A 13,539-nucleotide genomic window follows, 5' to 3' on the forward strand; every position below is an offset into this window, starting at 1 on the left:
AACAACGCTCGGACTGGGCACAACGCCAAGGCCTGACCAACCCGATCAGGTTTCAGGGGCAATACCACGATCACGAAACAGGGCTGCACTACAATCGGTATAGGTACTATGATCCACGGGTCGGACGCTTTATCAGCAAAGACCCGATCAGCTATGCGGGTGGGTTGAATCTTTATGCGTATGCGCCGAATCCAACGGGGTGGGTTGATCCGCTGGGGTTGGCATCAAGCGCCGCAAATGCAACTCATATCACCTACCAAGGTATCGACTCAAAGACAGGTAAGCCTTATATAGGCTATGCAAGTATGCAAGGAAACAAGACAGGCGCTGAAGTTTTAAAATATCGTTATGGCGGCGATTATTCACGTTTCGCTGGTGGTGCACCAGAAGTGCTATATACGGGACATGGCCAAGCCGGAAAAGATACTGCCCGCGGATTAGAGCAACTCCGCTTTGAGCAATTAGGTAAACTTGAAGGAACTGCAAACAAACAAAATCCAGTAGGTGTTGGTAATGCACGAAACAAAGAGTATATAGCAGCAGCAGATAGTCATTTAGAGAAGCAGAGCTTAAGTAAATCTACGTCGGGACCACTATGCAATTGCAAGCCAACAAAGTGAGACTAACACTATGAAAAAAAGAATAACATGGAAAAATGGCGCATTTATTGTGATCGAGCTTGAGAATGGCTTGTTTACAGTAGCTCAAATGATTGCAAGTGCGATCATGCGTTTTTATGACATAAAATCAAACGAAGACGATTGGGAAAGTGTAAATTGGCCTGAAGTAAAACCACTCTTCCAAGTATTCGTTGGGACTGTAGTTCAGAAAGATTTAGGAGTCAGGAAAATCGCTATTGAGTCTATAGCAGCCCTCCATGATCATATTAAGCCTTACTGGATAAAACCCTACACCTCGATGGATATTCTGCATTACAAATCCGCCTCTGATAGCTTTCCATTCCTTGGTGGAAAGCTTATAGATCTAGGCATAGGTAATGATCGAGAAACTACAACAGCCCCAGTATTAAAACATGATTTATCTGTATCCAAAGACAGAGAATATATAGAAGCCTACGAGCTAACGAATATGTGGGGGAGTCATGATTTGAATGATAGATTAGTCAGGTATTTTAATACCGGAATTAACAGAGATGATCTTAAATTTGAGGTATTTCCGGGGCTTTGGGTAGATCGCGAGAAACTTCGCCCTTTAACCCGCAGGCTGCCAGAGCCCCTCAGATAAAGCTCAACCTACGGCGATACAGTGAGATAGCGTTCACTGAGACGACTCCGCAGACACGACGATTAACCGATTGCCGGTGTTGGTCATTAAGTCAGCTGTACTTGGTGCGGGAGGGGTTTATGGAAGGTAGCGCGACTGCTCCAAGGAAGGGATTGCAGATGCCCCACGGCACTAAATGTAAAAGCGCCGCCTTGAAAGCGATTGCATATGCAAAAGCAAGACAGGAGTATAATAAATGAGAAACGACATAGTAATCAGTGACTTATATCTTCCAGCAAGCTACTGCGAATTTGCATTGAAGTACAAAGAAGCTGAAGGAGTCTGCAACGTTAGGTTAAAAGATAAACTGACAGCTTCGGCAGCACCTGGAGTGCGAACTCGCTCAAGCCTACCCGGACGAAAAGAAACTTTTGAGACAAACAAAATTATTGAGTAACTATTTTATTGCAGACGGCTTTTACGGCAAACCTGACAACAAAGACTGCGAGCCTAACTCAATCGAAGATATTTTCGGCTTTAGAGAAGTAGTTTGGAGATGATAGTCAATACTGCTTCGGCTTTAGAAAAAATCGAGAGATACTGTCTGTAACTTGGTGGAAAGATGATCACTGGCGAAAAATATCGAATTTGCCTGAAGATTTTATTTTATTTTATTATTTGTCGATTCAAAATGACGAATTAAAAAGCTCAGTACAAATAAAAATACCCACACTTGGGTATTAATCAAGATACGAATACCAGATACATAGCTTCAGATTTGAATGGAGGCCGTTTGAGACCATATCGAGCAGGGAGCCGCTCTGAAATTTTAAATAGAGAGCGCAGACTCGTAGAGCGTTTTCCAGGACCAGACAATAATGAACCATGGGCCGGTTCGAGAACCACAAAATAGGAGGTATTAATGGAAATCCAAATAAGCGGACAATACGGAGACCCACAGGCGGACGATATATTCTGGCCTATGCAAAAAAATTAAATGATTACTTTAAGAAATATATCATAGGCGGATATTTTAAACGCATTACAAAAAATCGCAATAGTGTTTCGAATATCCGGCAAGATATGGGACTTTAAATCCCAAGGTGTGGAAAGCCTGAGGTATTTAAAAAAACCAAGACACTCACAGTTGATCTAGAATTCAGTCAGTCTCAATGGTTGAATGCTGACTTGAATGAATTAAGTGAAATGATCGCACAAGGGACGTTACAATGCTTTGAGTTGATGATAAAAAAAACAGAAAAACTGGGAGAGCTAATTCAAAAAGAAAGCTTATTATCAGATATTGATAAAGCAATATCTGAATTTATGCGTTAGCCTTTCTTGCTGACATATACTAATCCCACAGATTTGTTCGCTCGACTATTGTGAATAGGAGAGTACTAGAGGCACGAAACACGACTGCACTACAACCGGTATAGGTACTATCATCCACGGGCCGGACGGTTTGTCAGTAAGGCCCCGATCAATGATGAGAACTCTACCCCTCCCCACTCGGCTCTGTATCAAGCCAGATTGGCGTCTCTAATGTGTCTCAACCCACGCTCTAGTAACCGCTGAAACGGAGATGACAACAATGTCACCTGCAGAGAGGGTTAAAACATTTAAAAATCAGATAATCGTGCGGGAAGCAGCCTTTCATGGCGAAAGAAAAATCCTACATTACACACATAATACTAAATACAGCCATCATGCTAACGCTAGTACGAAGGCGCAGTTGATTAATATTTTTCTGAATAAATTAGTGCAGAAAGCTTGAATATTCCTGGCGCTGATCGACTCAAAACCTTAGGCATTGGGCGGCATCCTGAGTATGATCAGGCTGTTTTAGTTGTTACCGAGACTCGCGCCGGCATGGAGGGGACGGTTGAAACAATTAAATTTCATGGTATTAAACAGCGTTACCAATACGTGTTAATTCTGGAAAACGGCACGCCTAAAATGATTGGCGTAAATACCTGGCGTGACAGTGCAGAAAAATGGGAGCACCGTAACGCTATCCAGAGGACGCATTGAGTATTTTGTATTTTCGATGTGTAAAAACCAGAAGGAATTGAGTGTAATGAAAGACATCATTCGCCTAGGCGATACCACCACCCATGGGGGCGTCGTTCTTGAAGCTTTTTCCCGGACTGATCTCAACGGCAAGCCGATTGCGGGGGTCGGGCATAACGTTAGTTGCCCTTTATGCAAAGGGATTTTTCCGATTGTCGAAGGCAGCGCAACTCACTCCGTAGACGGCATCGCAGTTGCGCTCGACGGGATGAAGACGGCCTGTGGGGCCGCGCTCATTGCCAGCGGCCCGAAAGGTGCTGTAAGCCGTTGAACAGCCTGTTCATCTCACGATAGGACACGGAACTTCAGCATTGAACCTGTTTGACGCTGTGGTGCTTTTTATCTGCCCGGGCTTTTCTGGAACTGGGCAGACTTAACCCCTGCAAGTTTAAACTTGCATCAACATTAATGGACTAAACATGCACATCAAAATTTCGACCGTGTTATTAGCTGCCTCCGCTTCGTTCTGCTCTGTGATTCAAGCGGCCCCTGCCCCGGCTATGCCTGATGCCGCAACCCTCAAACAAATTTATGACTCCAGTCGTTCCATGTCGGGATTAATCGCCTACTGTGTCGATCAGAGCCACTTGAAGAAAGACAGTCTTGTGCAAGCCGAGAAGATGGTGGATTACGTCAGCAACATGCCTGCTACTTTCGATAAAAGCTCAGGTGACGCGATAGAGAAAGCCGGGCGCCAAGGCAAGATTCCGGGCAGTGATGGCCAACTGGTGAATATCAGCGATGCCCCTCAAGGTCTCGAGGCGTGGTGCAAAAGTGCGGATGAAGGCCTGCGTCTAGGTCTGAAATCCATTCAGCAATAAATGAACCTGATCCTTTAACCACGCTGTTTAAAAGTGGTTAATCGTTTCGACAGCCTATTGATTGTTGGGCTGTCGACGCGATGAACGTCAGTTGGATTTAATGCGAATAGATGCGCACTTTCTTATTTATCAGTCAGTAGGTATCTGGTTTACCCTCACAAGGACTTGTGTTGTCATGGAAAAAACATTCATTGCTCGCCTTATGCCTGTGGCGCTTTCGTTATCGGCGTTATTTCTGGCGGGTTGTCATGAAGACGCTGCGACCCACTCCACTGCCCCGCCCTCAGCTGTCCCTTTGGCTGCCATGGTGATCCCCGTGTGTGTGAACGGTGAGTGTCTGGTGCTGGACCAAAAGGGCTCCGTGTTAGTCAACGGCGATAACACCTACGCCGTCGCCCTCTCAGTGCCGTTGAACAGCACGTTCATTTATGCCGAAGACGGTCAATGGAACGTGGCCAATGCCGACGGTACACAGGTTATAAAACCCGCGTTCACCGAGGGGCTGCGCTTGCTGACACCCGGTTTTTTCGGATTTGAGCGTGACGGCAAGTGGGGTGTCATGGACCAGCAAGGCAATGAAGTGCAACCGCCAGCTTATGATGATATCTATCCCGGCGGCGGGACTGCGCAAGGCCAGTACATCGTCTACGGGCTGGACGATAAATACGGTCTGCTCAGCGCTGAGGGGCATGTGATCACAGCCCCGCTCTTCGACTCGCTCTTGACCCATAAAGACAGTGCCCTGGCGGGCGGTTGGGTGAGTGCTGAACGTGACGGCCAGAACTGGGCAATCAACCTGCAAACACGCGAGCTCAAGTCTGTCGGCTTCGACAAGTTCGTTGAATACGCCAATGAGCATTTCGTCGTTTCACAGGGCAGAAAAAAAGGCTTGGCAGACGCGTCGAATACGCTACTGACCGAGCTCAAGTATGACTGGATGGGCGTACCTGGCGACGGTTTGGTGGCCTTCAAGGAAAACTTCGACAGCCTCTGCGGCTATCTGGACTTCAAAGGTCAGGTTGCCATCGCGCCGAGCTACGACGCTTGCGAGGTGTTTGGTCACAAAGGCGCACTGGTCAAGACCGTGGGCGACGATGGAAACAAGGGCAAATATGGCTTTCTCGCACGTTCAGGAGAGTGGCTGATTCAGCCAAGCTTCGATTCGGCAGAACCGGCAGTGCACTCACCGTTGGGGATGCTCACGTCTGTTCCGGGCTTTACCCAGACCGGTAACTTACAGAACATGTTCACCGTCTACTTCGGCCTGTTCGACACCGATAAAGGGGTTGAGCTGTTCAAGCCTGAATATGCACAGATCGGTGTTTTGACCCCTGATCGGTTTGTTTTCGCAAAACCTGATTCGCCGAAAAAGACCATTACTTTCCTGGGTTCGGCCAATCAATTGACAACGCTGGGACTCATGGACGCCAAAGGCAAAGTGCTGATTGAACCCGGGCAATACGTCGCGCTTACGCTGGATAAAAGTGGCCGTTTCATCCGTGCATGGACTGATACATCCCGCCTGGCAACAACCGCGTTGTATGACCTCAATGGCAAATTGTTGGTACCCGCCCACTGGCAAGAAGTGGTTATCGATGAACAGCGTGGCGCCCTCTTCGCCTATGAGCTGGAGGGTACGCCATCTGATGAGACCCGCAGCTTACGCGCCCTGTACAGCCTGGACGGGACCCCCGGTTTTGAAACCCGAACGGTAGGATGCGACGTGCAACAAGTGATCGATGGCAGCGGCAAGGTGTTATGGCCTACCGATCCAGAACACCTGTGCGGCGAGTCAGACGACGCAGCCGAGACCCAACAGCAGGGCTGAAACTATTGCCCCCTGCGCCCCTTGGAGTGCGCCAAGGGGCGCCAAGTGCACCCGTAACTTTCAAATGGAGTTGAGTGTGACCAATTTAAATGCACTGAGCGGTATCGAGCTGGATCAATTCATGGACCGGCTGGACACGCAATATCAAGATTGCGATAGCAGTTCCCTTTTGACCTCATTGCGGGCTCAGCCGCTAAAAGCAGACTCACTGGACGCGATAGAGCGTCTGCATGTGCTTTGGGTTAACGCCGGGGACTCGAATGCCGCTAAAGCCGTGTTGGAACATGACGCTGCCGCGCTATTGAGCAGCGTGCCGGATTTACAACAGCCTGAGTTGGCGATGAACCTGATCATGCTGCGCTTGCGGCTGGCCAATTATCTGAATGACGACAGCGCTCTTCTTGAGCAGCTTGAAACTCTGGCGGCAATGGCTGAACGCTCTCTGAATTTCGATGTGGAACACTATCGTCACCATCACATGTTTGAAGCACTTGAATGCGGCAGCCTTGAAGTGGCGCTCAAAGCTATCGAGGTGCGTTACAGCCTGGCCACGTCCAATCCCGATCGCGCTACCGTACAGGCCTGGGATATGGCGGATCGTCTGCAACGCCGAGCGCGGGTGCTGGCTTCCTTTAATGACGATGAGCCAGCCCGTGAGGCCGCACTGGAAGCGGTTGCTGCGCTGCGCACGGCCGGCCCCGAACAGAGCGTGGATGCCACTGACTGGCTGTGGCTGGGCAATGCGCTGATTACCATCATCCCTTTACGACTGGCCATGTTCGAACAGCCCATCAGCCGCTTGATTGCACATTTGCCTGCGCCTCAACAACGCGAATGGGAAGTACGCATGGCGCGCCTGGCCGCGCGTTCGAAATACGCCCAGGGCGAGCTGGATCAAGCCCTGCGCCTTTGCGCCACTGCGTCATTAAGCCTGGACTCTGACGCCAGCAATAATTTTATCGAGTGTCACTTGCCTTGGTTGGTGGAGAGCGGGCAAATCGATGCCGCAGGGTATCGCGCATTTATCGATGTGTATGACCAGCGCACCGAGGTATGGCCCGGAACGGTGCGCTTGGTTCACGATCGCCTTCAAGACCCGGACGACCAACGCGTGTGGTGGCCTTTGTGTGTGATGCGGGCTTGTGATAGCCCCGAAACATTGCAGGCTTTTTCGGCCGCGTTGCCCTCTGTTGAACACTGCACCGTCGAGCCCTCTACCCTCCTCGCCCTGTTGTACCGGGCCGCTCGCGAGCCAGACTTGCTGAGCGAAGTGTTTGCGCATGCCCGGGCTGAGGCACAGCGTCGCGCACCCGATCATCACTGGATCAAGCGGCTGGCCTCTGTGCATGATTACGCCGCGGGGGTTATTGAAGCATCCACACAAGTCAGGCTGTTGCAGGAGGCTGTACGCGATGGCTCGTTGCAAGACAACCGCACCGCCTTCAGCCTTTTTAGCGCCCACGTGCAGGTTGAAGGCGTCATTGCAGCACTGCGTCAGCCGACGCCTGTTCTGGCCAGTGGTTGGCATGCCTATAACTACGCCTTGACCATCGATCGCCTGGTCGAAGAAAAGGCTGAAACGTTGACTTCAACAGAGCGTCAAGAAGCGTCAGATCTGTTGGCCAGCGCTCAGATCAACGCTTATGAACAAGGGCGTACGCGCATGGAGCAGTACTTCGCCTGCGGCACCGGGCACCCATACGATGCTTGCGCGCATCTGTACTCCATGCTCTGCAACAACCTGGCGATTCTATACAGATGCACGCGCAACCCAGCCACGCATGACCTGTGCCTCGACCTGCACCGGCGCGGTATTCAGGCCAGCCCGTTCGCGGAGCACTACCAGGGAGTTCTGAATGTTTACCGCGCACAGGATGACTATCTGGCCCTCATAGACGCTGCCGAACAGCTTTGGCATTACGCCCAGGACTACGGCTACAGCCGCCACGACCTCAACGATTATATTTGTGACGTAGCCTACGCCCTGCTTATGTTGAATCGCAGTGGCGAAATTCTGATCTGGGTAGAACGCCTGCTTAAATGCCAGCAAGAACAGGGCATTAGTGATCAACAACTGTCTGTGTCCCAATTGCATACCCGCGTCGCATTGGCTCGTTTCCTGGCCCAGACCTACCCCGACAACGCCTATGGCTTGTGGTTGCGTTATGCGCGCTGCGTCGAGGCCGCGAACATGATCACGCTGATGCTCGAAGTGGCCAAAATGTTTGAATACTTGGGTCGCAATGCCGAGGCCATTGAGTATTACTTGCGCATTCAAGTCACGCCACCCACCGAGGCAGACTGGGTAGATCCGGACTGGCCAGCGATTGAAAACACCCTCGCCAGCTTGCAACGCGCAGAAAAAGCCTCACACAAACGGTGGTGGCAAGTATGGAAATAGTGCCACCTGGCTCTCGCGGGCCGTACGCTGCACGTAACGCCCTTAATGCAGATCAACTCAAACAGGGTATTACTCAACGAAGTGGCGAACGGGGGGACACCGCTTCGATTCGCGCCTGGCTGCAGAACCACTTTTATCGCCATTTAGTGAGTAATTTTGAGCCGGCGCGTCGCCTCCACTCTTTGGAAGAGAGCATGGCAGTACTGGGCTCAACCCCTGCTCCGCCCTGGCTGAGCCGGTTTTTCAATGCGTCCGGCAATAACGTTCCACTGGTCTGGGTTGCCCCTGAAGATCCGTTACTGTTGCAACAGGAAGCCCTGCTGGTCGAGTTTCTGACGGCACGCAAAGGTACACCCCTTGAAGGAAAACTGGAGCGTATCAACTGCCCTCAAGCGCTGATGCTATGGGAAAAAGAGCACGCGCAAATGACAACCCGTACGGCACAAGGTTGGCGCACCAGTCAGCCCGATGCGCTGGGTCGTATCGTGACGTGTACAGACCATGCCTGGGTTGAGCTGCTGCCCGACAGCCATGCACTTCGCGCCGAAATGGCGTTTGAAAGCTATGTCATGCGCCATTGCCTCGGGCAGTTCGCCGATCGTAAAGCGCTGACTGGCGGCTATGGCGGGCACTACGCCGATGCTGTCGAACAAGGTCATATGCGCCTGTTCAGCTTGCGCGATGCTCAAGGCCAGCCGCACATCACCGTCAGTTTGACGGTACAGGCCAATGGCGATTTGACGGTTGATCAAGTCAAGGGGAAACAGAATCGCCCGCCCGTGGAGCGCTACCTGCAACCCTTGTTAATGTGTCTGAACGCGCTGGGCACTGATCAACAGTCACCACCAGACTGTATTGCCATCGGTGTGGTACGCACCCAGGCGGGCTGGTTACGCCTCGAACAGGTAAACGACCCGACCGCCCAAACGCAACTGGTGGCGCGCTACCCGCAGTTGTTCTCTCGGCTCGAATCGCCATCGGCCATGACGCAATGGCTGGTCGCTGCCCGACAGGTCGAGATGTTGCAGCGAACCGCGCCCGCTGCTCCGTCGGTCAGGTACGCCGCACGCCACGTACTCGATCCCCTCAGCCCACCCGACCTGTCGGATAACCGGCACTTCACCACCGAAGGAGTACCTTGGGTCGGCCTGTCCTCCGGGCACGCAGCGGCCATCATTGACTGGCAGGCATCCATAAGGTGAGAAATTTCACATGACTACTCTTTTGATTATTGCGTGCGTGTGCCTGATCGTGTGGCGTATAAGACGCCCGCCAGCCTTGCCTGAAAAGGCTTTCACTCAACGCAAACACTGGGCGCTGATGCTGTCACAGCCCATGGTGGATGCGGTGGGCTTGACAAGGTTTTATGACGCTGGCACTACCGGCTTTGTCGAACAGATTCAGGCTGCGCTCAGAGCGCCACTTTTGCATCAACTGGGTTTTCGCAGCCACGCAACGGATGACGAAGTGCGTGCCCATTTGGATGCAACCTTGGAGCGCCATTGGTTTGGGCTGGATCTTGAGCACTTATCACCCACTGACGATCCTCGCGCGGCCATGGCATTTGCCTGTATCCGCACGGCGTTTTTGATGCGTTGCATCATGCTGTTGAACTGGGTACCGCAGGACACGGCCTGGCGTGTGTTGTTGCTCAATGCGCAACGCGCCCAGGAGTGTTTTTCGGGCTGGGAAGACTTGGGCAAGGCCTTCATTGACGGTCGTCAGCAATGGATAGCCGCTTTCCGGGCCGATCCGCTGGGTCAGCGCTTCAATGAAACCTTATTAAATCAACTGCTCGCGCCCCGTACTGGCGCATGGGCCGCTCTGCCGTGGCGCGAATTGCCTGCCTTCAACCCGACACCCGCCTGAACAGCCCCACCCGCGGATCAACCCGGTATACGCGCCAGCATCAAAGGTGCGATATACCGGTGAACCGGAGCGACCGGCAGCATGTACAGGCGGCCAAGACGGTTATGGGTATGCACCACGGTGGCCACTACGATTTCTCGCGTGCCGTCGGCTTGAACGTCAGAGCGGCTCAATGACACGTACACATCAAGATGCTTGTCTTTGTCTGCGACCAACACCTCATTGGGGGTGTTGGCCAGCAAGGTGAAGATGCCAAGCCGGTCATGCACCTGATAGGTGCTTTCTTCCCGGTTCAAATCGATATGCCCCAATCGGCCGAGGTCTTTGAGCCCCAACAGCTTGACCACACGATTGCGCGTCGTCATCAGTGCGTCGATCCAGCCCGGCGTGGCCGCCATGAGATGCAACAAGTGGCTTAACGCTGTGCGTTCTGCCTCCCGGGTGAACGTGCGCTGACTGTCAACGAATTGCGCGCCTTCAACGTAGGCGCTGATCAGCGTACCCGGCGGCACTGCACAGGGGGTGACGCGTGGGTTCATAAGGTTGCGCTCCTTGCCAGATAGCTTCATTGCCTTCAAAAGCCAAACGGGGCCTGCCATACATCTTCACGGGAAACGTCTTTTAACCGCTGCTGAAAGCTGGGGCATTGCCCGTGACTGCGCGCTGGGCAGGCCGCTGCACTGCGCAGCTCATCGCGTACTGCGGCGAGCTTGGCCATTAGACGGTCCAGCTCATCGGCTTTGCGGGTGAGTAACTGCCGGTCAAGGGTGACATGGCCATTGGCTGTCAGCATGGGGGCAATTTCTTCCAATGAAAACGTCAGCGACTGCGCGAAGGTGATTAACGCGAGCTGATCCAGTACATCTGCCTTGAATACCCGGCTCAACCCCCGTCGTCCCGCGGAACGGATCAGCCCTTTTTCTTCGTAGTAGCGCAACGTCGAAGCCGGAACCCCCGAACGCCTCGCGACTTCCCTGATGCCGAACTCTTTCATGCTTGACCTCAAGTCGACTTGAACTTGCACACTGGCCATTCAAACAACTCGCTACCTGGCCGACAAGGGGAACGTGACATGGACACTACGCAGTGGATTGCAAGCGCCACGGGGCTTGGCTTGGGGGCCACGTTTTTCATGGATCTCGTCGCTCTGCTTCGCCGGCGCTTATTCAACGTGCCATCGCTTGACTATCGGTTCGTTGGCCGCTGGCTGGGGCATATGCCTTCGGGCCGATTTCGCCATGACTCAATAAGCCGCGCTCAAGCGGTACGGCATGAGCGACTGACCGGCTGGCTGTTTCATTACCTGACGGGCGTCGCCTTCGCGGCGGTGCTGCTGGCGGGCGCAGGCGAGCGCTGGCTTTATCAGCCAACGCTGGTGCCGGCACTGCTGGTGGGCGTACTCAGTGTTGCAGCACCGTGGCTGATCATGCAGCCGGCGCTGGGGATGGGGGTTGCCGCCTCAAACACGCCGCACCCACGACTGGCGCGACTCAGGAGTCTGGCAACGCACCTCTCGTTCGGCATTGGATTGTATGTAACGGGCTGGCTATGGGCTCAGTGACAGGAGATTCTCCACAGCTGATCCAGCCGCGTGGTGTAACTCTGACTCATCAAATCCCGGCGCATGCCCCAGTCCGGATGGGCCGGTACGCTTGCCGCACGCAGTGTTCCCCGGCCCCAGCGGTTGTTGATCTGGTCCAGCACGGCCATCACCCGTGAGGCTTCGGCGGGCTGATTGAGGGCAAACAGGTCATCGGAAAACTCGCCGGGCTGACGCAAGTCCAACAGCATGACTTCAGCCTTGCTGTAGTTGAATCCGGGTTGAAAGACATGCTCCACGGCGTCGACGGCGGTTTTTGTCAGCAGACGCACGTCATCGGTGGGATAGGGCAACGTCACGACGATGCCTTTGGCGTATTTGACTTCGTGCGGGTTGAACATGCCGGTACGGATACTGACCCGCACCTTGTGGCAGTAAGACTGTTGCGCCCGCAGTTTTTCCGAGGCACGCATCATGTATGTCGCGACTGCTTCTTTGATCGGCTCGATGGCTGTCAGACGCCGGCCGAACATTCGGCTGCAGCAGATTTCCTGCTTCGGCGGATCGGGTTCGTCCAGCTCCAGGCACGGGGTGCCCGCCAGCTCGCGGGCCGTTTTTTCGATGACCACGCTAAATTTTTTACGCAACGTCCACGGGTCGGCCCGCGCCAGATCCATCGCCGACACAATGCCCATGCCTTCCAGATGCGCCGTCATGCGCCGTCCGATCCCCCAGACATCCGACACTGAGGTATTGCGCAGCGTCCAGGCCCGTTCGTGATCCGGGCACAGATTGACCACGCCTCCGGTGTGCGCCTGCAAGCGCTTGGCCGTGTGGTTGGCCAGTTTGGCCAAGGTCTTGGTAGGACCAATACCGACCCCCACCGGGATACCGGTGCATTGCAGGATGCGCTTTCGCAACTGGCGACTGACCTGCGTGACATCCGCAATGCCGGTCATGTCAGCAAAGGCTTCATCAATGCTGTACACCTCGACGGCAGGGACTTGAGCTTCGATCAGGCTCATCACCCGCTCACTCATGTCGCCGTACAACGCGTAGTTCGAAGAGAACGCCATGATCCCCTGCTGCTCCAGTTGCTGTTTGATCTGGAAATAAGGCGCGCCCATTTTGATATACGGTTTGGCGTCATAACTGCGGGCAATGACGCAACCGTCATTGTTGCTCAGCACCACGATCGGCACCTTTGCCAGGTCCGGCCGAAACACGCGCTCACAGCTTGCATAAAAGCTGTTGCAGTCAATCAGGGCAAAGACCGGCCGGGGTTCAGTGGCCATGGTTGCGCACCGTGTGGGTGATCACGCCCCAAATCGACAGCTCATCACCTTCCATGATGTAGCGATTGGGGTATTTGGGGTTGTCAGAGACCAGCATGACCGTGCTGCCTTTCAACCACAGGCGTTTACAAATCGGATCATTATTTAGCAGCGCCACCACCACATGGCCGTGGGCCGCTTCAATGGCACGATCCACCACGGCCAGATCCCCGGAAAAAATCCCCGCGTCCTGCATGCTGTCGCCGTCAATGGTGACCAGGTACACGTGTGCCGCTCGAATATTAAGTGCCTGATCGAGCGAGATATGTTTCTCGACATGGTCAGCCGCAGGCGAGGGAAAACCGGCCGGCACTTTGAACGAACACCACGGACGGCGAACACCACCTTCAGCCAGAGGACCCAAAACAGTGAAACCCATGACGCTCGCCTTTCTGTTAACTGTATGTTCATACAGTTAACTGCGCTGCGGGCCGAAGGTCAATTTATCT

The 13,539-nt window shown here is 53.4% G+C and carries 16 protein-coding genes; 12 read left to right on the forward strand and 4 right to left on the reverse strand.

Translation table 11 applies throughout. From position 1 onward, the window contains the following. The 11 genes from BKD70_RS24415 to BKD70_RS18595 form a co-directional block, all read left to right on the forward strand. On the forward strand, positions 1 to 620 hold a 620-nt coding region (locus tag BKD70_RS24415; protein ID WP_256542993.1), incomplete at its 5' end, for an RHS repeat-associated core domain-containing protein. A gap of 10 nt (positions 621 to 630) precedes the next feature. Then, complete coding sequence (locus BKD70_RS18565) at positions 631 to 1,245, forward strand: hypothetical protein (protein WP_047274542.1); 615 nt, start codon at positions 631 to 633, stop codon at positions 1,243 to 1,245. Between the two features lie 1,167 nt (positions 1,246 to 2,412). After that, positions 2,413 to 2,559, forward strand: coding sequence for a hypothetical protein (locus tag BKD70_RS25095; protein WP_169835992.1), 147 nt, complete (start codon positions 2,413 to 2,415; stop codon positions 2,557 to 2,559). Positions 2,560 to 2,643: 84 nt separating this feature from the next. Then, positions 2,644 to 2,802, forward strand: a complete 159-nt coding sequence (locus tag BKD70_RS25755; protein WP_139047504.1) for a hypothetical protein — start codon at positions 2,644 to 2,646, stop codon at positions 2,800 to 2,802. A 195-nt stretch (positions 2,803 to 2,997) separates the two neighbouring features. After that, positions 2,998 to 3,258, forward strand: coding sequence for a hypothetical protein (locus BKD70_RS24835; RefSeq protein WP_139047500.1), 261 nt, complete (start codon positions 2,998 to 3,000; stop codon positions 3,256 to 3,258). A gap of 46 nt (positions 3,259 to 3,304) precedes the next feature. Next, positions 3,305 to 3,568, forward strand: coding sequence for a PAAR domain-containing protein (locus tag BKD70_RS18570; RefSeq protein WP_047274541.1), 264 nt, complete (start codon positions 3,305 to 3,307; stop codon positions 3,566 to 3,568). Between the two features lie 148 nt (positions 3,569 to 3,716). Continuing rightward, a complete protein-coding gene (locus BKD70_RS18575; protein WP_047274539.1) occupies positions 3,717 to 4,118 on the forward strand; it encodes a hypothetical protein in 402 nt (133 codons plus the stop codon). 175 nt (positions 4,119 to 4,293) lie between these two features. Next, positions 4,294 to 5,946 carry a WG repeat-containing protein gene (locus BKD70_RS18580; RefSeq protein ID WP_047274537.1) on the forward strand — a complete coding sequence of 551 codons (1,653 nt, stop codon included), beginning with the start codon at positions 4,294 to 4,296 and terminating at the stop codon, positions 5,944 to 5,946. A gap of 76 nt (positions 5,947 to 6,022) precedes the next feature. After that, a complete protein-coding gene (locus BKD70_RS18585; RefSeq protein WP_238591577.1) occupies positions 6,023 to 8,347 on the forward strand; it encodes a hypothetical protein in 2,325 nt (774 codons plus the stop codon). Between the two features lie 194 nt (positions 8,348 to 8,541). Continuing rightward, positions 8,542 to 9,549: a PcfJ domain-containing protein gene (locus BKD70_RS18590; RefSeq protein ID WP_230683785.1), complete on the forward strand. Its 1,008-nt coding sequence runs from the start codon at positions 8,542 to 8,544 to the stop codon at positions 9,547 to 9,549. 10 nt (positions 9,550 to 9,559) lie between these two features. Then, positions 9,560 to 10,216, forward strand: coding sequence for a DUF1266 domain-containing protein (locus tag BKD70_RS18595; protein WP_047274532.1), 657 nt, complete (start codon positions 9,560 to 9,562; stop codon positions 10,214 to 10,216). 17 nt (positions 10,217 to 10,233) lie between these two features. Here BKD70_RS18595 and BKD70_RS18600 read toward each other — a convergent pair whose 3' ends face one another. Continuing rightward, positions 10,234 to 10,755 (reverse strand): DUF2867 domain-containing protein, encoded by a 522-nt coding sequence (locus BKD70_RS18600; protein ID WP_047274529.1) that lies wholly within the window; start codon positions 10,753 to 10,755, stop codon positions 10,234 to 10,236. 35 nt (positions 10,756 to 10,790) lie between these two features. Next, a complete protein-coding gene (locus BKD70_RS18605) occupies positions 10,791 to 11,210 on the reverse strand; it encodes a helix-turn-helix domain-containing protein (RefSeq protein WP_047274527.1) in 420 nt (139 codons plus the stop codon). A 78-nt stretch (positions 11,211 to 11,288) separates the two neighbouring features. On the opposite strand from BKD70_RS18605, the gene BKD70_RS18610 reads away from it, so the two are divergent. Beyond that, positions 11,289 to 11,777 (forward strand): DUF2938 domain-containing protein, encoded by a 489-nt coding sequence (locus BKD70_RS18610; RefSeq protein ID WP_047274525.1) that lies wholly within the window; start codon positions 11,289 to 11,291, stop codon positions 11,775 to 11,777. Here BKD70_RS18610 and umuC read toward each other — a convergent pair. Both umuC and BKD70_RS18620 read right to left on the reverse strand, forming a co-directional pair. Then, positions 11,771 to 13,051: a translesion error-prone DNA polymerase V subunit UmuC gene (gene umuC, locus BKD70_RS18615; RefSeq protein ID WP_047274523.1), complete on the reverse strand. Its 1,281-nt coding sequence runs from the start codon at positions 13,049 to 13,051 to the stop codon at positions 11,771 to 11,773. The genes BKD70_RS18610 and umuC overlap by 7 nt on opposite strands. After that, on the reverse strand, positions 13,041 to 13,469 hold the full coding sequence (locus BKD70_RS18620; RefSeq protein WP_047274521.1) for a LexA family transcriptional regulator: 429 nt from the start codon (positions 13,467 to 13,469) through the stop codon (positions 13,041 to 13,043). The genes umuC and BKD70_RS18620 overlap by 11 nt, the downstream gene beginning before the upstream one ends. Between the last annotated feature and the right edge of the window lie 70 nt (positions 13,470 to 13,539).

Origin of the sequence: Pseudomonas sp. BS-2016 (assembly GCF_001806145.1) — a bacterium.
Lineage (GTDB): Bacteria > Pseudomonadota > Gammaproteobacteria > Pseudomonadales > Pseudomonadaceae > Aquipseudomonas > Aquipseudomonas lundensis.